We start from the raw sequence: 18,982 nt of genomic DNA, 5'->3' as shown, positions 1-18,982 counted from the left end.
CACCCCGGCTCAGGACGAAATATCGGGGGTTTTGCGAGTGCGTGTTCTGTTGTCGACGTACGGGTCGAGGGGGGACGTCGAACCGCTCGTGGGGTTCGCGGCCGCGCTGCGGGTGCTCGGCACCGAGGTGCGGGTGTGCGCGCCGCCGGACGAGGACTTCGCGCGGCGGCTGGCCGGAGCCGGCGTGGAGCTCGTGCCGGTCGGCCCGTCGGCGCGGGAGCTGACCGAAGCGGCGCCGCCGCCGTCGTCCCTGCCCGAGCGCGCGGCTCAGCTGATCGCCGCGCAGTTCGACGTGGTCGCCGCGGCGGCCGGGGGGTGCGACGTGCTGGTGGCCACCGGCATGACGCCGGCCGTGGCCGGTGCTCTTTCCGTGGCGGAGAAGCTGGGCATCCGCTCGGTGGTCGTGACCTTCCAGAAGGTCGTCCTGCCGTCGCCGCACCACGCGCCGCTGGCGTACCCGGGGCGGCCGTTCCCGCCGGAGGTGACCGAAAACCGGGCGCTGTGGCAACTCGACGCCGAGAGCGTGAACGCGCTGTTCGGCGTGGCGCTCAACACGAACCGGCGGGCGAACGGCCTGGCGCCGGTGGACGACGTCCGCGCGTACATCCTGAAGGACCGGCCGTGGCTGGCCACCGACCCGGTCCTGGACCCGTGGCAGGAGACGCCGGACCTCGACGTCGTGCAGACCGGCGCGTGGATCACGCCGGACGACCGCCCGCTGCCGGACGACCTGGAAGCGTTCCTGGCGGCGGGGGCGCCGCCGGTCCACGTGGGGTTCGGCAGCATGCCCATGCACGCGGCGGCGGACGTCGCCCGGGTGGCGATCGAAGCGGTCCGCGCGCAGGGCCGCCGCGTGGTCGTCCAGCAGGGCTGGGCCGGCCTGTCGGCGGTCGACGATTCCGGCGACTGCTTCGTCGTCGGCGAGGTCAACCACCAGGCATTGTTCCGCCGCGTGGCCGCGGTCGTGCACCACGGCGGTCAGGGCACCACGACGACGGCCGCCCGTGCCGGGGTGCCGCAGGTGGTGGTGCCGCAGGCGGCGGACCAGCCGTACTGGGCGGGCCGGGTGGCCGCCCTGGGGATCGGCGTGGCCCACGACGGCCCGGCGCCGGCCTTCGAGTCCTTGTCGGCCGCGCTGAGAACGGCGTCGGCTCCGGAGGTGAGAGAGCGCGCGGCGGCCGTGGCGGCCACGATCCGCACCGACGGCACGGAAGTCGCGGCGCAGCTGCTGTTCGACGCCGTCGGCCGGAGTGCCGGTGCCAGTGCCGGTGCCAGTGCCGCTGCCGCTGGGGGCGCCCCCCGTATTCCACTCTACCGGCGACCACCGACATTTCCGGTCGCTCAAAGCCGTGAAGGCCAGGCTCCGGCCGTCACTTCCGCGTGAATCTCGCGCACAGGCAACTCGAAGCTTTCGCTCTACACAAGGGGATTTCGATGATCGACGTGATCGTGGCCGGTGGCGGCCCGACCGGGACGATGCTGGCGGCCGAACTGCGGCTGCACGGCGTGCGGGTACTCGTGCTGGAGAAGGAGCCGGAGCCGGTCAAGGAGGTCCGGTCGCTCGGCCTGCACGTGCGCAGCATCGAGCTGATGGACCAGCGTGGCCTGCTGGAGAAGTTCCTCGAGAACGGGAAGCAGTTCCAGATGCCGGGCTACTTCGCCGGCATCGACAAGCCGTGGCCGGAACGGCTGGACAGCGCGCACGCCTACGTTCTCGGCATCCCGCAGCCCGTCACCCAGCGGCTGCTGACCGAGCACGCCCTCGAGGCCGGCGCCGAGATCCGGCCCGGCAGCGCGGTTGCCGGGCTGAGCCAGGACGACGACGGCGTGACCGTCGAGCTGGCAGACGGCACGCAGCTGCGGGCGCGCTACCTCGTCGGCTGCGACGGCGGCCGCAGCACCGTGCGCAAGCTGCTCGGCATCGGCTTCCCCGGCGAGCCCGCCCGGAAGGAAACGCTGCTGGGCGAGATGGAAGTGGGCGTGCCGGCGGAGGAGGTGACCGCCAAGGTGATCGAGATCCGGAAGACGGAGAAGTTCTTCGGGCTCGGGCCCACCAAGGACGGGCGGTACCGGGTCCTCGTGCCCGCCGAGTCGGTCTCCGAGGACCGCTCGGTCCCGCCGACCCTCGACGAGTTCAAGCAGCAGCTGCGGGCGTACGCGGGCACCGACTTCGGCGTGCATTCCCCGCTGTGGCTGTCCCGCTTCAGCGACGCGACCCGGCTGGCCGAGCGGTACCGCGACGGCCGGGTGTTCCTGGCCGGCGACGCGGCGCACGTCCACCCGCCGCTGGGTGGCCAGGGCCTCAACCTGGGCCTCCAGGACGCGGTGAACCTCGGCTGGAAACTGGCCGCCGAGCTCGGCGGCTGGGCACCGGACGGACTGCTGGACAGCTACCAGGCCGAACGGCACCCGGTGGCCGCCGACGTGCTCGACAACACCCGGGCCCAGGGCGAGCTGATGCGCGCCGACGCCGGACCCCAGGCCGTGCGCCGGCTGCTGGCGAAGCTGATGGACTTCGAGCAGGTGAACCGGTACCTGATCGGCCGGATCGTCGGGATCGAGATCCGCTACGACTTCGGCGACGACCACGACCTGGTCGGCCGGCGGCTGCGGGACGTCGCGCTGAAGCGCGGCCGGCTGTACGACCTGATGCACGGCGGCCGCGGCCTGCTGCTCGACCAGACCGGACGGCTCTCGGCCGAGGGCTGGGCGGACCGGGTCGACCACGTCGTCGACGTCAGCGAAGAGCTGGACGCGCCCGCGGTGCTGGTGCGGCCGGACGGCCACGTGGCCTGGGCCGGCGAAGACCAGGCGGAACTGCTCGACCGGCTGTCGACCTGGTTCGGCGCACCGAAGAAGGCTTGAGGGGAACTTATGACAGTTCAGGAACACGAAACCGAACTGCACGCCGAACGGGAGTACGTCGCCGGGCTCTACACGCGGCTCGACGCCGAGCGGGAACGCGTGCGGGGTGAGTACCAGGCGGCGCTGGGCGGCAACGACCTCGGTGCCATGGAACGGGACGTCCGGGTGCGCACGCTGAGCCGGGAGGTGCGACGGCTGGACGTCGTCGACAACGGGTTGTGCTTCGGCCGGCTGGACGCCGTTTCCGGGGAAACCGGCTACATCGGCCGGATCGGGCTCTTCGACGAGGAGAACGACCACGAACCGGTGCTGCTCGACTGGCGGGCGCCGGCGTCGCGGCCGTTCTACACCGCCACCGGCGCGAATCCGGAGAACATGCGCCGCCGTCGGCAGTTCCATACGCACGGCAGGAAGGTCGTCGACTTCACCGACGAGGTGCTCGGCCGTCCGGGCGACGAGGCGCAGGGTGACGCCGCGCTGCTCGCGGCCGTCAACGCGCCGCGTGGTGAAGGCATGCGCGACATCGTGGCGACGATCCAGGCCGAGCAGGACGAGATCATCCGGCTCGACCACCCGGGCGTGCTGGTGATCGAAGGCGGCCCGGGCACCGGGAAGACGGTGGTGGCGCTGCACCGCGTCGCCTACCTGCTCTACACCCAGCGGGAGCGGATGGAACGCCACGGCGCGCTCGTCGTCGGGCCCAACCCGGCGTTCCTGAACCACATCGGCCGCGTGCTGCCGTCACTCGGCGAGACCGACGTCGTGTTCATGACGACCGGTGACCTCGTGCCCGGCCTGCGCGTCACGGCCGAGGACGCGCCGGAAGCCGCGCGGCTCAAGGGATCGCGGCAGATCCTGGACGTGCTCGCGGCGGCCATCGCCGACCGGCAACGGCTGCCGGCGGAGCCCGTGCCGATCCAGCTGCGGGAGGTCACCGTGCGGATCGACGCCGAGACCGCGGAGTGGGCCCGGCAGGAGGCGCGGGACAGCGGGCTGGCGCACAACGAAGCCCGCGCGGTGTTCACCGACATCGTCACGTACGTGCTGACCGAACGGGCGATGGGCCGGATCGGGCGGGGCTGGCTGCGTCGCGAAGACCGTGAAGAATGGGAGAACTTCCGGGCGGAACTGCTGAAGGATCTCATCGCCGACCAGGCGTTCACCAAGGCGCTCGACGAGCTCTGGCCGATCCTGACCCCGGAAACCCTGCTGGCGCAGCTGTACTCGTCGCCCGAACGGCTGCGCGCGGCCGGCGCCGGCGATGCGCTGGCCCGCACCGAAGGCGACGCGTGGACGGTGTCGGACGTGCCGCTGCTCGACGAGCTGATCGATCTGCTCGGCCGGGACAAGACCGCCGACCGGGCGGCCGAGCGCGCCGCCGAACGGGAACGCCGGGCCAAGGCCGCGTACGCCGCGCACGTGCTGGACAACCTCATCGAGCGGCAGGACGTCGACGAGGACATCGGCCTGATCGCCAGCGACCTGCTCGGCGCCGAGGACCTCGCCGACCGCTTCGTCGAGACCGACACCCGGACCCTCGTCGAGCGCGCCACCACGGACCGGGACTGGACCTACCGGCACGTCGTGGTCGACGAGGCCCAGGAACTGTCCGAAATGGACTGGCGGGCACTGATGCGGCGCTGCCCCGGCCGGTCCTTCACGGTGGTGGGCGACCTCGCCCAGCGCCGCTCGGAGGCCGGGGCGAGGGCGTGGGGCTCGATGCTGGACCCGTATGTGGCGGGCCGCTGGGTCTACCGTTCGCTGTCGGTGAACTACCGCACCCCGGCGGAGATCATGGCCGTCGCTGCCGCGGTGCTCGCCGGCTTCGCCCCGGACGTCCGGCCGCCGGAGTCGGTCCGCGCGTCCGGCGTCCGGCCGTGGGCGCGGCGGGTCACCGGCGACGAGCTGGCCGCGGCCGTCGAGGAGTTCGTTCGTGAGGAAGCCGGCCGCGAAGGCACCAGCGTCGTGATCGGGCCGCCGGACGTGCCGGGCGCGGTGACAGCGTCCGAGACGAAGGGCCTGGAGTACGACGCCGTCCTGGTCGTGGACCCCGACCGGATCCTCGCCGACGGCCCCCGCGGCGCGGCGGAGCTCTACGTCGCGCTGACCCGCGCGACGCAGCGCCTCGGCGTCCTGCACCGGAACCCGCTGCCGCAAGCCCTGACCGGGCTCGCCGAGGTCCCGGCGCCGGCGCGGTGACGCTCAGACGTCGCGGAAGTTCGTCTCCAGCTCGCGGGGCTCCCGGTCCCAGTCCTCGACACCCATGGCGAGGATGCGCTCGGGGTGAATGCGGATCACCGCGTCGTCGAAGTGGTTGTCGGGCAGGTTGACACCCACCAGGGCTTCGGCGCGGCCGCGGATTTCCAGGCAGCGCACCCGCCACGGGTTCGTCGAGGGGAGGTCGTCGACGACGAAGGCGACCTTGTCGTGCGTCGCGATGTTGCGGAACTTCTTGCTGTTGCGCAGGTTGTGGCCGGTGACGTCGATGGTCTTCTCGTCCGGGTTGTAGCGGAAACCGACCGGGTTGGCCTGGAGGGTGCCGTTCGGCTGCTGGGTCGCGAGCCGGCCCAGTGTCTGGGCGGCGAGGTAGGCGAGCTCTGCTTCGGTGAACATGGCCGAAGCGTCCAACTTCAAGCTCCCTTGAAGTCAACTCCGGCCAGTACGCTCTCGGCGAACCGCGCGCCGATCCGGCGGTGGGCCGCGGGAGACGGGTGGAGGTCGTCCGGCAGCGGGAGGTCGGCGAAGTCGGCTTCGCCGTACAGCTCGAGGCCGTCGAGGTAGCGCAGGTTCGGGTCGCCGGCCTGCCGCCGCGTCACGATCCGGGCCAGCTCGTCCCGGATGACCTCCAGCGTCAGCTTGCCCGCGGCCCGCTCGGCGGGGTCCCCGGTCGCGCGGAACCGGACCTCGCCGGCGGCCAGCGCCTCGTGGTCGAAGTCGCCCGGCCCCGGCGTCTGCTCGTGGATCGGGCAGTACAGCGGGGAGACGACCACGAGCGGCGTGTCCGGGTGCCCGTCGCGGATCGTGTCGAGGAACCCGTGCACGGCAGGCCCGAACGCGCGCAGGCGCATCAGGTCGGCGTTGACCACGTTGATGCCGAGTTTGAGGCTGATCAGGTCGGCGGGCGTGTCGCGCAGCGCCCGCGCGGTGAACGGGTCGAGCAGCGCGTTGCCGCTGAACCCGAGGTTCACCAGCTCGACGCCGGCCGCGGTGGCGGCGAGCGCGGGCCACGTCGTCGCCGGGCTCGCCGCGTTCGAACCGTGGCTGATCGAGCTGCCGTGGTGCAGCCACACCCGGCCTTCGGGCACGGCCTCGACCGGTGCGTCGGTGCGCAGGGCGACGAGTTCGGTGAGCTCGTTGTGCGGCAACCAGATCTCGACGACCTTGGGCGCGCCGCCCAGCCCGGCGAACCGGACGACGCCGGGGGAACCCGCGGTGAGCGAGGACGCCCCGGTCGCCATGTCGACGTTCAGGGTGTTGCCGCCGGCCACGCTCGCCTGGGCGGTGAGCACGCCGTCGACGAGCAGGTCGTAGACCCCGTCCGGCCGCGGCGGCGCGCCCGGGTACACGAGCTTGGTCGGCAGCGTCTCCAGCTCGACGACGTCGGCCCGGGTCCGGAACCGCAGCCGGACCCCCGCGGGCTGCGCCTCCACCAAGGCGAGCCTCGGGTCGCTGTTCTGCGCCCGCGCGCGAGCCGGGAGCCGGTGCGGCACCAGCCCCCGCTCGGTGCGTTCCAGTTCGAGGGCACCGCGGACGAGGTCGGCGGTCAGGGGGATGCTGATCATCGGTTCAGGAGAACAGAGCGTCCGCCCAGCTCGACTCGCGGGTCACCCCCGGCGGGACCGCGAAGTGCGCGGAGCCGGTGTGCTGGACGTACTCCATCATCGCGTCCTTCGACGACAGCGCCTGCTGCATCGGCACGTACTGCTTCCGGGTGTCGCGGTTGAACGCCAGGAAGAACAACCCCGCTTCGAGGTGCCCGACGCCATCGGAACCGTCGACGAAGTTGTAGCCGCGCCGCAGGATCCGGACGCCGTTGAGCGCCTGGTGCGAAGCCAGCCGGACGTGCGCGTCCTCCGGGATCACCTTCTCGCCGCCCGCGCCGCCGACGTCCAGGTCCAGCTCGTCGTGCTCCGCGGTCTGGCCCAGCGGGGCGCCGGTGCCCTTCGCGCGGCCGATGATCTTCTCCTGGCCGTCGAGGGGCTCGCGGTCCCACGTCTCGATGTGCATCCGGATCCGGCGCGCCACCAGGTACGAGCCGCCCGCCATCCACGCCGGCCCGTCGCCGGCCTCGGCCCACACCTGGTCGCGCAGGAAGTCGGTGTCCTGGGCCTTGATGTTGTTCGTGCCGTCCTTGAAGCCGAACAGGTTCCGCGGGGTGGGCTGCTCACGCGAAGTCGACGAGCTGCGGCCGAAGCCGAGCTGCGACCAGCGGACCTCGGTGACGCCGAAGCCGAGGCGCACCAGGTTGCGCACCGCGTGCACCGCCACCTGCGGGTCGTCCGCGCAGGCCTGGATGCACAGGTCGCCGCCGCTGCGGGCGGGGTCGAGCTTGTCCTTCGGGAACAGCGGCAGGTCGACCAGCTGCGGCGGGCGCTTGGCCGCCAGGCCGAACCGGCCGTCGAACAGCGACGGCCCGAAGCCGATGGTCAGCGTCAGGTTCGACGGCGGCAGGTCGAGCGCTTCGCCGGTGTCGCCCGGCGGGGCATACGCGCCGCCGCCCACCGCGCCGTTCGCCACGACCTCCTGGCCCGCCGTCATCCGGCGGGCCGCGTCGGTCCACGTCTTGAGCAGCCGACGCAGCTTTTCGCGGTCCTTCGTCGTGACGTCGAGGGCCACGAAGTGCAGGTTGGCCTGCGCCGGCGTGACGATCCCGGCCTGGTGCTCGCCGTGGAAGTCGACGGTGTTCGTCGACGCCTCGGCGTTGCCGCTCGTCGCCTTGTCGATCCCGATGCCGGCGGCGGCCCCCGCCCCGGCGAGCGCGACACCCGCGCCCGCCAGGCCGAAGAGCTTACGCCGCGAGACGCGCGTGCCCTCTGTCTGCGTGCCCTCTGCCGACGTCACTTGGAGACGACCTCCGCAACCTTGCTCAGCGGTTCGCTCAGCGCGTCGACGGCCGAAGCGAACTCCTTGACCTGGTCCTGGGACAGCTCGTTGTAGAGCTTGAAACCGTCGCCCGCGCGCTGCTTGTCCAGCAGGGCCTGGACGTTCGCGAACTCCTTGTCCAAAGTGGACACCAGGGCGGGGTCCTTCGCCTGCAGGATCGGCCGCAGTGCGGTGATCGCGCCCTTCGAGCCGTCCACGTTCGCCTGGAAGTCCCACAGGTCGGTGTGCGAGAAGGCCTCTTCCTCGCCGGTGATCTTGCCGGTGGCGACCTCGTCGAGGAGTTCCTTCGCGCCGTTCGCGAGGTCCAAAGCGGACAGTTCGAGTGTCTTCGTCTTGGTGACCAGGTCCTTCACGTCGGTCACCAGCTTGTCGGCGATCTGCCCGCTGTCCGGCTGCAGGCCGGTCTTGAACAGGTCCTTCTCCAGCCGGTGGAACCCGGTGAACTTCTGGTTCGGCTGGAGGTCGGCCTCGCGGATGTCGATGGCCGGGTCCAGGTCGCCGAACTTCTCGGCCACCGGCTCGATCCGCTCGTAGTAGACGCGGGTGCGCGCGTAAGCGGCCTTCGCCTCGTCCACCTTGCCGGTCTTCACGAGGTCGGCGAACTTCGCCGTCTCGTCCTGCAGCGCGCCGGTGTTGTTCGCGATGTAGCCGGCGTAGCTCTTGGTGGCCTGCGCCTTCTGCGCGTTGGCGTCGTTCTGCTTCGCGACGCCGCCGGTGACGGTGAAGTCGCCGCGGATGCCGTCGCCCGCCATGCCCGGCTTGCACGCGGTCTGGTACTTGCCGGCGTCGGCGACCTCGACGATCAGCCGCCGGTTCAGCCCGGGCGCGATGTTCTCGACCTCGCCCATGATCCGGTCGCCCTCGGCGTAGAGGTAGAACTCGGTGACCTTGGTGCCCTTGTTGGTGATCTCGAAGGTCAGGTTGCCCGCGCCGGCCGTGGTGGCGGAGACCTCGCACGCGGTGTCGGACGCCGAGACCTTGATCGGGCCGCCCGCGGCGGCGGAGTCCGTACCGGTGTCGCTCTTGCTGTCGCACGCGGCGAGCGCCACCAAGGCGGTGGCGCCGGCCAGCACGGCCAGCGGGGTTCGACGGGTCTTGCGCACGGTCACTCCTTCGAGGCGGCCGCGGCGGCGGGTGCCGGCGCGGTCTTCTTGCTGGGCTTGAGGAACAGGGGCAGCACGACGGCGACGTAGGCGACCCAGGCGACGGCCTGCAGCACGGTCGTCTGCTGTGAGTAGTTGAAGATGCCCTTCAGCAGCGCGCCGTACCAGGACGTCTCCGGGAGCGTCGCCGAAGCGTCGAAGGCGAGGGTGTGGATGCCGGGCAGGAACGCGGCCTCCTGCAGGTCGTGGAGGCCGTAACCGAGCACGCCCGCGGCGACGAACACCAGCAGCACGCCGGTGATCGTGAAGAACTTGGACAGGTTGAACCGCACCGCGCCCTTGTAGAGCAGCCAGGCGAGCACGACGGCGACCGCGATGCCGACGGCGAAGCCGATCAGCGGCTGCACGGTGTCCGACTGCGCGGTCTGGACGGCGGAGTAGAAGAACACCGCGGTTTCCAGGCCCTCACGCCCGACCGCGAGGAACGACAGCAGCAGCACGGCCATCGGGCCGACGTCCAGCGCGTCGTCCATCTTTCCGCGCAGTTCGGCGGCGATGCTCTTCGACGCCTTGCGCATCCAGAAGATCATCGCGGTGACGAACACGACGGCGACGATCGACAGGCTCCCGCCGAGCAGTTCCTGGTGCTCGAAGGTCAGCTGCGCGGTCGTGTAGGTGAGGATCGCGCCGACGGCGATCGACAGCACCACCGCGGCGCCGACGCCCGGCCACACCCAGCGCAGCGCGTGCCGCCGCTCGGTCTTGACGAGGAACGCCACCAGGATGCTGACGACCAGCGCGGCTTCCAGGCCTTCGCGCAGCCCGATCAGCGCGCTCGAAAACAACACCGGTCCGCCTCCCTGAGTTCTACTGTCTCCGTGAACTTTTTAGGTAAGGCTCACCTGTAAGTCCAGTGAGCGTACGCCCGGGGAAGCCGGAGGAAACGGGCAAAGTGGACTAGCGACCGGAGTTAGGTTAGGGTAACCGCAGGTCAGGGCCCTGCGCGTCGACTCGATAACAAAATTTGTGATGTCGCTGGCAGGGGGATGGTTTTTACCGTCCGCTTGCCTGATCACACGGTCGGCGGACCCTCTTGAGTGCCCTCGTAACCTGATCGGGTGGCCGAAACCGCTCAGCCGACCGTCACGCCTCCGTCCCCGCCTCCGGGTGGTCCGCCGCGGCGGTATCTCGGCCGGGCGGCCCTCGCACTGGGACTGGTGCTCACCGGCGTGATCCTGGTCGTCACCATCGGTGTCCGGAACCCGGACGCGCCCGCCGCGCCGCCGTCCGCGCAGCCGGCCCTCGTCATCCCGGAGCAGCGCCCGCAGCCGGGCGCCGAAGCGCCGCGTGCCGGGCTCGCCGCGCCGGTGGACCGGCCGAAGGTGTCCGACCAGGCCGAGCTGGACGCGTGGGCGGCCCGCGTCGCGGGCAAGACGCACGTCACGGCGCGCGTGCTGTCGGCGTACGGCCGGGCGGAGATGTGGATGCAGAGCCAGAAGCCGACGTGCCACCTCGCGTGGGCGACGCTGGCGGGCATCGGCCGGGTCGAGGCCGAGCGCGCGGCCTTCGACCTCACGGCGATCGAGGCGAACGGCCGCGTCGCGAAGCCGGTCGTCGGGCCGCCCCTCGACGGCACGCCCGGCGTGCCGGCGGCCCACGACACCGACGGCGGCAGGCTCGACGGCGACAAGGCGTGGGACCACGCGATCGGCCCGATGCAGTTCCTGCCGTCGACGTGGAAGAAGTACCAGCAGCGCGCGAACGGCGACGGCGGTGCGCCGGACCCGCAGAACATCGACGACGCGGCGTTCACGGCCGCCCGTTTCCTCTGCTCGGGCGGCGACGACCTGGGCACGCCGGCGGGCTGGTGGCGGGCGATCCTGTTCTACAACCAGGCGGTGGCGTACGGGCAGGACGTCTTCAGCGCGGCGGACGCCTACGCGGAGGCGAGCGTCGCACCCTGAGCGTCAGAGCTCGCGGTCGACGATCAACGGCGTGACGGACATCAGCACCAGCAGCAGCAAACCGGCGTAAGCACCCAGCGTGGCGAAGATCGACATCGTGGTCCCTCCTCAATTCGGACTGGAACCAGCATCGCCGGAGGAGGGGGTGCGGCGGATCGGCCGACGGGCCCGGGCTGATCAGCCGAAAGACCGAGGCGAACAGGGCCGTTCGGCCCCCGCCTCAGGACTCGCGCAGCGCGATGCGCGCCTTGACCTCGCTGATCGCCTCGAGGTACTCCGGCACCGGGTTCATCGCCGACGCCATCCGCATCTGCGCGAGCGCCTCGACGAACCGGCCGAGGCGCTGCAGGGTCCGGCCCAGGATGAACCGCGCGTAGTGGTCCGTCGGGTCCAGCTCCAGCACCCGCGTGAACGCCTGCTCGGCGCGCCGCAACTGGGCGGAGTGGAAGTACGCGCGCCCGGCCAGCAGGTGCACCGACGGCTTGTCCGTTTCGGTTTCCAGCAGGGGCTGCAACGCCTTCAGCGCGTCGAGCGGACGACGGCGGCCTACCAGGTCTTCGGCCTGGCGGAAGGCATGAAACCGCGACTCCTCGGGAGGCTGCGAAGCAGCTGCGGCGTCCGTCATGGTCACTCCGACTTTACCCGTGGAGAGGGGGATGTACACGTCCGGAAACGGGACGTGATGGACTGTGCCGCCATGAGCAGCGGGTACCGGGGCCTGGCGCCCTACCTCTACTACGCCGACGCCACGGCGGCGCTCGCCTGGCTGACCAGGGTCTTCGGGTTCGCCGAGGAGGTCCGGTTCTGCGACGGCGCCGGCGAGGTGTTCCAGGCGACGCTGCGCGCGGGCGGAGCGCGGATCCAGATTGCCGGCGTCGGCCCGGACTACTGGCAGGCCAAGGGGGTCGACGGCCCGGTCGGCCAGCTCAACATCGTGTACGTCGACGACGTCGGCGAAACGTACGCCCGGGTCGAGGCCGCCCTGGGCGACGAGTGCGAGCTGGAACCGCCGCAGGACCAGCCGTACGGCGCCCGGGTCTTCACCGTCGCCGATCTCGGCGGCAACAGCTGGACGTTCTGGCAGCAGACGTCCGAGACCGTGGAGCTGCCGCCGGGCTGGCAGGAGGTCCGGCCGGGCGGTGAGTCCTCCAACGGGTGAACTGGGGCGACGGCTAGGCTGGGTGCGTTATCACCGCATCACCGCCGACGTTCTTTTTCCCGCGGAGGCGGCATCGACACTGCACTACGCACCGAGGAGCATGGCGTGGCTCTCATCGAGCAGGTAGGCGCGCGCGAGATTCTGGACTCGCGCGGCAACCCGACGGTCGAGGTGGAGGTGGCTCTCGACGACGGCACCCTGGCGCGGGCCGCGGTCCCGTCGGGTGCGTCGACCGGTGAGCACGAAGCGGTCGAGCTGCGGGACGGCGACACCGGCCGCTACAACGGCAAGGGCGTCGAGCGCGCGGTCGCCGCGGTGCTCGACGAGATCGGCCCGGAGATGGTCGGCATCGAAGCCGTCGACCAGCGGATCGTCGACCAGAAGCTGGTCGACCTCGACGGCACGCCGGCGAAGTCCCGCCTCGGCGCGAACGCCATCCTCGGCGTCTCGCTGGCCGTCGCGAAGGCCGCCGCCGAGTCGGCCGAGCTGGAGCTGTTCCGCTACCTGGGCGGGCCGAACGCGCACGTGCTGCCGGTCCCGATGCTGAACATCCTCAACGGCGGTTCGCACGCGGACAGCAACGTCGACGTCCAGGAGTTCATGATCGCGCCGATCGGCGCGGAGACCTTCCGCGAGGCCCTGCGCTGGGGCGCCGAGGTCTACCACTCGCTGAAGTCGGTGCTGAAGGGCCGCGGGCTCTCGACCGGCCTCGGCGACGAAGGCGGCTTCGCGCCGAACCTGGCGAACAACCGCGAGGCGCTCGACCTGATCCTGCAGGCGATCGAGAAGGCCGGCTACACCCCGGGCCGCGACGTCGCGCTCGCGCTGGACGTCGCCGCGACGGAGTTCTTCGCCGACGGCGCGTACACCTTCGAAGGCAGCAAGAAGAGCGCCGAGCAGATGTCGGCGTACTACGCCGAGCTGATCCGCGACTACCCGATGGTCTCCATCGAGGACCCGCTGAGCGAGGACGACTGGGACGGCTGGGTCACCCTGACCGCCGAGGTCGGCGAGAAGGTCCAGATCGTCGGCGACGACCTGTTCGTCACGAACCCGGACCGGCTCGAGGAGGGCATCACCCGCCGCGCCGCCAACGCGCTGCTGGTGAAGGTCAACCAGATCGGCACCCTGTCCGAGACGCTCGACGCGATCTCGCTGGCGACGTCGTTCGGCTACAAGTCGATGATGAGCCACCGCTCCGGCGAGACCGAGGACACGTTCATCGCGGACCTGGCGGTCGCGACCGGCGTCGGCCAGATCAAGACCGGTGCCCCGGCCCGCGGCGAGCGGATCGCCAAGTACAACCAGCTGCTGCGCATCGAGGAGACCCTCGGTGACGCCGCCCGGTACGCCGGCGAGCTGGCCTTCCCGCGGTTCAGCGCCGAGAGCTGAGACCCGTGGCGGACCGGGGGAGGACGCGCGGCCGCCGCGACGGCGGCGGCTCTTCCAGGACGGCCCGGCCCGCACCGGGCCGCCGTCCCGAAGCGGCGCGGCGCCGCGCCGGCGACGCGGAGACCACCAGGGCCCGGCTGCGCCGGGGCTTGGCGGCGAAGCGTGCGTCGGGCGCGGCGAAGGTGCTCGGCATGTCCACCACCCGCCGCGCGGCGGTGGTGGCGATCGTGGTGTGCGCGCTGGCGTTCACCATCGCCGTGCCCCTGCGCACGTACCTCTCCCAGCGGTCCCAGGTCCGCGAACAGCAGGCGCAGCAGGCGCAGCTGCAGCAGCAGGTCGCTCAGCTCCAGGGCCGCAAGGCGGAGCTGAGCGACCCGGCGCAGATCGAGGCCGAAGCCCGGCGGCGGCTGCGGTACGTCAAGCCGGGCGAGACGCCGTACATCGTCCAGCTCCCGGAGGACAAGGCCCCCGACGCCGCCCCACCGGCCGGACAGCAGCCGGCCACGGGCGGCTCCTGGTACGACAACCTCTGGAACCAGGTCTCCTCGGGCTGACTGAGGCGTCCTGAATGACTCATTCAGGACCTCCGAAGCCCTGAATGAGTCATTCAAGGCACGCGGGCCGGGCGGCTCCCGGGGTGGCGGGGCCCACGCTCTAATCTGGAGCCCGTGAACAGCACGCAGCAGCACCGGTTCGAGCCCGTCACCGACGCCGACCGCGAGATCATCGCGGAGCAGCTCGGGCGGCCGCCGCGAGCGCTGCGCGCCATCGCCGCGCGGTGCCCTGGCGGGCACCCCTCCGTGGTGCAGACCAGCCCGCGGCTGGAGAACGGCACGCCGTTCCCGACGCTGTACTACCTCACCTGCCCGAAGCTGAACTCGATGATCGGCACCATCGAGGCGTCGGGGATCATGAAGGAGATGACCGAGCGGCTCTCCACCGATCCCGAGCTCGCCGCGCGGTACCAGCGCACGCACGAGACCTACCTCGCCGAGCGGGACGCCATCGAGCCGCTCGGTCACCAGGTCACCGCGGGCGGCATGCCGGGCCGCGTCAAGTGCCTGCACGTCCACGTCGCCCACGCGCTGGCCGTCGGCCCCGGCGTCAACCCGTTCGGTGACGAGACGATCGAGCTACTTAAGACGAACGGGTGGCCCGCGGGTGACTGCGCCGAGTAACACTCGCGCCGTGTGATGAGATAACTGGGCTGGGTGAGCGAAAACCTCGATCGGGTCTCTCGTCGGGGTGAAACCCCGCCTCGGGTACGGCAGGCTGTGACCCGAGGGTGGTGACCGATCAGGCCAGGAGGGCTTTGCGTCATGCGTGTGCGGCGACTGCCAGACGCAGTCGGGAGCTACGCCCGAAGATTCGGGATCCGCCACCGCACCGCGTACCCCCTGATCACCGGCATCATCGCGGTGGTCCCGGCGCTGATCGCCGGCGGCGGCACCCTCGGCTGGCTCGGCGGGAGCGGTGACCACACCCGCGACGCCGCGCTGAGCCAGGGCTACGACCCCGGCCACGCCGCCCTCCAGCAGATCGCCGTCGACGGCACCCTCCCCGGCGCGCCCACCCCGCTGCCGCTGCCGGCCTACGAGCTCCCCGACGGCCCGCTCGGCATCCCGGCCACCGCGCTCGCCGCGTACAAGAACGCCGCCGACATCCTCGGCCGCGAACTGCCCGCCTGCCACGTCGACTGGGCGCTGGTCGCGAGCATCGGGCGGATCGAGTCCAACCACGCGCGCGGCGGTTACGTCGACGCGGCGGGCACCACGCGTGAGCCGATCCTCGGCCCGCAGCTCAACGGCCAGGGCGGGTTCGCCGCGATCCCGGACACCGACCAGGGCCTGCTCGACACGGACCCGGTGTGGGACCGGGCGGTCGGCCCGACCCAGTTCATCCCGGCGACCTGGCGGGCCTACGCCTCCGACGGCAACGGCGACGGCAAGTCCGACCCGAACAACATCTTCGACGCGGCGCTGGCCACCGGCCGGTACCTCTGCTCCGGCGGGTTCGACGTGGCCAAGCCGGACCAGCTGCGCGGCGCGATCTACCGGTACAACAACTCCGACACGTACGTGAACACGGTGGTCCTCTGGGCGGAGGCCTACCGCAACGGGATCATGCAGGTCCCGGACAGCACGGTGCCGATCGGCGCCCCGAACGCGGCCGCGGCCCCGCCTCCGCCGTCGATCCCGCCCCCGCCGGTCCCGACGACCACGCCGACGAGCCCGCCGCCCACCACACCGGGCACGCCGACGACCAAGACCTCCCTGCCGTGCGCTCCGCCGACGACGACGGTCACCACGACGACGGTCACGAGCGTGACCACGATGACGACCCCGATGACGACCCCGACGACGACCACGACCCCGGCGACGACCACCTCGCCGACGTCGTCCGAGACCACGCCGCCGAAACCGCCGTGCGGGGCGACGGTCACCTCGGTCAGCACGTCGACCACCCCGACCACGACCACCGTGGGGGCGCCCAGCAGCTGAGCGGAGGCGAGTCGGTGCCCGTGACCGGCCAGCTAGGGTGATCGCATGCCTCGTGTTGCCGCGATCGACTGTGGGACCAACTCCATCCGCCTGCTCGTCGCCGAGCTGACGCCACGCCACGACGGCACGGTCGACCTGCGCGACCTGCACCGCGAGATGCGGATCGTCCGGCTCGGCCAGGGCGTCGACGCCACCGGCGAGCTGGCCCCCGAGGCGCTCGAGCGGACCCGGGTCGCGCTCGCCGACTACACGGTCGCGGCCCGGCGCAAGGGCGTCGAGAAGGTGCGCATGGTCGCCACCTCCGCCACCCGCGACGCGAAGAACCGTGACGACTTCTTCCGCATGACCCGCGAAACCCTCGGCGTCGAGGCCGAGGTGATCAGCGGGGACGAGGAGGCCCGGCTCAGCTTCACCGGCGCCGTCGGGGAGCAGGACCCGGACGACGGCCCGTTCGTCGTGGTCGACGTCGGCGGTGGCTCGACCGAGCTGGTCCTCGGCACCTGGGACGGCAAGCAGGCCGAGGTGCTCGCCGCGAGGTCCGTCGACATCGGCTGCGTGCGGATCACCGAACGCGCGCTCAAGAGCGACCCGCCGACCGCCGACGAGATCGCCGCCGCCCGCGACCTGGCCGGCAAGGTCCTCACCGAGGCGTTCGACGTCGTCGACGTCGCCCGCGCGAAGACCTGGGTCGGCGTCGCCGGCACGGTGACCACGCTGTCGGCGATCGCCCAGGAGCTGCCGGAGTACGACCGCGACCGCGTGCACCTTTCGAAACTGAGCGCGGCGGACATCGACCGGCTCGCCACGCGCCTGCTCAGCGAAAACCACGCCGCCCGCGCGGCGAACCCGGTGATCCACCCCGGGCGGGTCGACGTCATCGGCGGTGGGGCGGTCGTGGTCCAGACCCTCGCCGAGCAGCTGGCCGCCCGCGGCGGGCCGACCGAGCTGGTGGTCAGCGAGCACGACATCCTCGACGGCATCGCGCTTTCCCTCGCCTGACCGACCGTTCGGCCGCCTGAAAGGGCTTGTGCCACAACCAAACCGTGGGTGAGTGCGTGATGACCGCCAGTCCGCGCTAGGCTGTCCGGAGTATCCGGATTCCTACCTTTGTTGTCCTCCAACCAGGTGATCCCGACGGTCGTCACACATTTGCAACACCGCAGTCCTGTGATCAGCTTCATCGCCCCCGATAGCGTGCGTCTCACCTTTCGGACAGACGGAGATGGAGGGGATCATGCGTCGTTCGCGCAGGCTCTGGGGACCCACGGTGGTGATGACTTCGCTGGCGCTCGTGCTCGCCGCATGCGGCGGCAGCGGTTCGGGCAGCAACCCCGCGGGCGCCGGCGAGACGAACCCGGACGGCACGGTCAGCGTCTACGGCACCGAACCACAGAACGCGCTGGTCCCGAGCAACATCAACGACCTGGGCGGCACCAAGGCGGTCCAGGTCATGTTCGCCACGCTGGTCGGCTTCAAGGGTGCGGACGCGAAGCCCTTCAACCTGATGGCGGACTCGATCACCACGACCGATTCCAAGGTCTACGACATCAAGATCAAGCAGGGCTGGAAGTTCCACGACGGCACCGAGGTGAAGGCGCACAACTTCACCGACGCCTGGAACTTCGCCGCCTACGCGCCGAATGGCCAGCTCAACACCGACTTCTTCTCGAACATCCAGGGCTACACCGACGTCCACCCCGAAGACGAGAACGCCAAGCCGTCCACCGAGGGAATGTCCGGGCTGGTCGTGAAGGGCGACTACGAGTTCCAGGTGACGCTGAACGCGCCGTTCTCGGTGTTCGACATCAAGATCGGTTACCAGGCCTTCGCGCCGCTGCCCGACGTGTTCTTCAAGGACCGCCCGGGCTTCGAGCAGCACCCCATCGGCAACGGGCCGATGAAGTTCGTCTCGCGGACGCCCAACCAGGACATCAAGCTGACCCGCTTCGACGACTACAAGGGTGACGACAAGGTCCACTTCAAGGACCTCGACATCAAGATCTACGCCAGCCAGGAGACCGCCTACCAGGACCTGCTGAGCGGGCGGCTCGACTTCATGGAGGCGCTGCCGCCGTCGGCGGTCGCGGGTGGCAAGTACAAGAACGACCTCGGCGACCGGCTGGTCACCGGCCACCTGCTCGGCATCAGCACCATCGCCGTGCCCTACTACGTGCCGGGGTACAACAACCTCGAGCTGCGCAAGGCCATCTCGATGGCGATCGACCGCGCGCAGATCACCAAGACCGTCATGAACGACACCTACGTGCCCGCGGACGGCTACATCTCGCAGGGCATCCCGGGTGCGCGTCCCGGTGTCTGCGAGTTCTGCAAGTTCGACCCGGAGGCGGCCAAGGAGGCCTTCCAGAGGTCCGGCTTCAAGGGCAAGCTGACCATCGCGTCCAATGCGGACGGTGGCCGCAAGGAACCGCTGGTCGCGGCGTGCAACAGCATCAAGAACACCCTCGGCGTCGAGTGCGACTTCGTGCCCGCGACCGACTTCGGCCAGTGGCGCAGCATCGTCACCAAGAAGAAGCTGACCGGCATGGGCCGCTCGGACTGGTCCGCGGACTACCCGTCCATCGAGGACTTCCTCAACCCGATCTACAAGACCGGCGGGTCCTCGAACGACTCCAGTTACACGAACCCGCAGGTCGACGCGCTCCTCGCGCGGGCGGACGCCACCGCCGACAAGGACGCGGCGGTCAAGCTGTACCAGCAGGCCGAGGACTTGATCGCCAAGGACCTGCCGTCGATCCCGGTGTGGGACGAGAAGGGCGTCGCGGCGAAGTCGAAGAACCTCAAGTCGGCGGCCCTGGACTTCCGGCGCATGCCGGACTACCCGTCCATCGAGGTCTTGAAGAAGTAGCTGCGGCTCCCACCACCACGCCGTCGTGA

17 protein-coding genes are annotated in these 18,982 nt (G+C 70.9%); 11 read left to right on the top strand and 6 right to left on the bottom strand.

All coding sequences use genetic code 11. The features are described 5' to 3' along the window. Positions 1-37: 37 nt before the first annotated feature. From A3CE_RS0117240 to helR, 3 genes are read left to right on the top strand one after another with little or no spacing between them, the layout of a single operon-like run. Entirely contained in the window at positions 38-1,384 is a 1,347-nt protein-coding gene (locus tag A3CE_RS0117240; RefSeq protein WP_084641587.1) for a glycosyltransferase, read from the top strand. Positions 1,385-1,434: 50 nt separating this feature from the next. Beyond that, positions 1,435-2,865: a rifampin monooxygenase gene (gene rox / locus A3CE_RS0117235; protein WP_020641350.1), complete on the top strand. Its 1,431-nt coding sequence runs from the start codon at positions 1,435-1,437 to the stop codon at positions 2,863-2,865. A 9-nt stretch (positions 2,866-2,874) separates the two neighbouring features. Beyond that, entirely contained in the window at positions 2,875-5,064 is a 2,190-nt protein-coding gene (gene helR / locus A3CE_RS0117230; RefSeq protein ID WP_020641349.1) for an RNA polymerase recycling motor ATPase HelR, read from the top strand. 3 nt (positions 5,065-5,067) lie between these two features. Here helR and A3CE_RS0117225 read toward each other — a convergent pair whose 3' ends face one another. From A3CE_RS0117225 to efeU, 5 genes are read right to left on the bottom strand one after another with little or no spacing between them, the layout of a single operon-like run. Next, complete coding sequence (locus tag A3CE_RS0117225; RefSeq protein ID WP_020641348.1) at positions 5,068-5,478, bottom strand: PPOX class F420-dependent oxidoreductase; 411 nt, start codon at positions 5,476-5,478, stop codon at positions 5,068-5,070. Positions 5,479-5,495: 17 nt separating this feature from the next. Further along, the gene (locus A3CE_RS0117220; protein WP_020641347.1) at positions 5,496-6,647 is read right to left on the bottom strand and encodes a GDSL-type esterase/lipase family protein; all 1,152 of its coding nucleotides are present in this window, start codon (positions 6,645-6,647) and stop codon (positions 5,496-5,498) included. A 4-nt stretch (positions 6,648-6,651) separates the two neighbouring features. Then, positions 6,652-7,926: an iron uptake transporter deferrochelatase/peroxidase subunit gene (gene efeB, locus A3CE_RS0117215; RefSeq protein WP_020641346.1), complete on the bottom strand. Its 1,275-nt coding sequence runs from the start codon at positions 7,924-7,926 to the stop codon at positions 6,652-6,654. Then, a complete protein-coding gene (efeO, locus tag A3CE_RS0117210) occupies positions 7,923-9,077 on the bottom strand; it encodes an iron uptake system protein EfeO (RefSeq protein ID WP_020641345.1) in 1,155 nt (384 codons plus the stop codon). The genes efeB and efeO overlap by 4 nt, the downstream gene beginning before the upstream one ends. After that, positions 9,074-9,919, bottom strand: a complete 846-nt coding sequence (gene efeU, locus A3CE_RS0117205; protein WP_020641344.1) for an iron uptake transporter permease EfeU — start codon at positions 9,917-9,919, stop codon at positions 9,074-9,076. The genes efeO and efeU overlap by 4 nt, the downstream gene beginning before the upstream one ends. A 369-nt stretch (positions 9,920-10,288) precedes the next feature. Between efeU and A3CE_RS0117200 the strand changes: the two genes are divergently transcribed. Then, positions 10,289-11,035 carry a lysozyme family protein gene (locus tag A3CE_RS0117200; RefSeq protein WP_020641343.1) on the top strand — a complete coding sequence of 249 codons (747 nt, stop codon included), beginning with the start codon at positions 10,289-10,291 and terminating at the stop codon, positions 11,033-11,035. A 220-nt stretch (positions 11,036-11,255) separates the two neighbouring features. Here A3CE_RS0117200 and A3CE_RS0117190 read toward each other — a convergent pair whose 3' ends face one another. After that, entirely contained in the window at positions 11,256-11,660 is a 405-nt protein-coding gene (locus A3CE_RS0117190) for a tetratricopeptide repeat protein (RefSeq protein ID WP_020641341.1), read from the bottom strand. Positions 11,661-11,732: 72 nt separating this feature from the next. Between A3CE_RS0117190 and A3CE_RS0117185 the strand changes: the two genes are divergently transcribed. The 7 genes from A3CE_RS0117185 to A3CE_RS0117155 all read left to right on the top strand — a co-directional run bounded on the left by A3CE_RS0117185 (position 11,733) and on the right by A3CE_RS0117155 (position 18,953). Beyond that, complete coding sequence (locus A3CE_RS0117185; protein ID WP_026468576.1) at positions 11,733-12,194, top strand: VOC family protein; 462 nt, start codon at positions 11,733-11,735, stop codon at positions 12,192-12,194. Between the two features lie 105 nt (positions 12,195-12,299). Continuing rightward, on the top strand, positions 12,300-13,586 hold the full coding sequence (gene eno / locus A3CE_RS0117180) for a phosphopyruvate hydratase (protein ID WP_020641339.1): 1,287 nt from the start codon (positions 12,300-12,302) through the stop codon (positions 13,584-13,586). Between the two features lie 191 nt (positions 13,587-13,777). Next, positions 13,778-14,140, top strand: coding sequence for an FtsB family cell division protein (locus A3CE_RS0117175; RefSeq protein ID WP_026468575.1), 363 nt, complete (start codon positions 13,778-13,780; stop codon positions 14,138-14,140). Positions 14,141-14,254: 114 nt separating this feature from the next. After that, positions 14,255-14,764, top strand: a complete 510-nt coding sequence (locus A3CE_RS0117170; RefSeq protein WP_020641337.1) for a DUF501 domain-containing protein — start codon at positions 14,255-14,257, stop codon at positions 14,762-14,764. Between the two features lie 141 nt (positions 14,765-14,905). Beyond that, entirely contained in the window at positions 14,906-16,087 is a 1,182-nt protein-coding gene (locus tag A3CE_RS0117165) for a lytic transglycosylase domain-containing protein (protein WP_020641336.1), read from the top strand. Between the two features lie 45 nt (positions 16,088-16,132). Further along, entirely contained in the window at positions 16,133-17,086 is a 954-nt protein-coding gene (locus tag A3CE_RS0117160) for a Ppx/GppA phosphatase family protein (protein ID WP_020641335.1), read from the top strand. Between the two features lie 235 nt (positions 17,087-17,321). After that, positions 17,322-18,953 (top strand): peptide ABC transporter substrate-binding protein, encoded by a 1,632-nt coding sequence (locus tag A3CE_RS0117155; protein ID WP_245589540.1) that lies wholly within the window; start codon positions 17,322-17,324, stop codon positions 18,951-18,953. The last annotated feature ends 29 nt before the right edge of the window (positions 18,954-18,982 follow it).

Source organism: Amycolatopsis balhimycina FH 1894, assembly GCF_000384295.1.
GTDB classification, from domain to species: domain Bacteria; phylum Actinomycetota; class Actinomycetes; order Mycobacteriales; family Pseudonocardiaceae; genus Amycolatopsis; species Amycolatopsis balhimycina.
This window is presented reverse-complemented; position numbering and strand designations above follow the sequence as displayed.

What these genes read in the sequence shown, in the direction of transcription:
- A3CE_RS0117220 (WP_020641347.1), bottom strand. Translation starts at nt 6,647, where the DNA reads ATGATCAGCATCCCCCTGACCGCCGACCTCGTCCGCGGTGCCCTCGAA.
- A3CE_RS0117185 (WP_026468576.1), top strand. Translation starts at nt 11,733, where the DNA reads ATGAGCAGCGGGTACCGGGGCCTGGCGCCCTACCTCTACTACGCCGAC.
- A3CE_RS0117155 (WP_245589540.1), top strand. Translation starts at nt 17,322, where the DNA reads ATGCGTCGTTCGCGCAGGCTCTGGGGACCCACGGTGGTGATGACTTCG.
- A3CE_RS0117165 (WP_020641336.1), top strand. Translation starts at nt 14,906, where the DNA reads ATGCGTGTGCGGCGACTGCCAGACGCAGTCGGGAGCTACGCCCGAAGA.
- A3CE_RS0117160 (WP_020641335.1), top strand. Translation starts at nt 16,133, where the DNA reads ATGCCTCGTGTTGCCGCGATCGACTGTGGGACCAACTCCATCCGCCTG.
- helR (WP_020641349.1), top strand. Translation starts at nt 2,875, where the DNA reads ATGACAGTTCAGGAACACGAAACCGAACTGCACGCCGAACGGGAGTAC.
- A3CE_RS0117225 (WP_020641348.1), bottom strand. Translation starts at nt 5,478, where the DNA reads ATGTTCACCGAAGCAGAGCTCGCCTACCTCGCCGCCCAGACACTGGGC.
- A3CE_RS0117190 (WP_020641341.1), bottom strand. Translation starts at nt 11,660, where the DNA reads ATGACGGACGCCGCAGCTGCTTCGCAGCCTCCCGAGGAGTCGCGGTTT.
- A3CE_RS0117175 (WP_026468575.1), top strand. Translation starts at nt 13,778, where the DNA reads ATGTCCACCACCCGCCGCGCGGCGGTGGTGGCGATCGTGGTGTGCGCG.
- rox (WP_020641350.1), top strand. Translation starts at nt 1,435, where the DNA reads ATGATCGACGTGATCGTGGCCGGTGGCGGCCCGACCGGGACGATGCTG.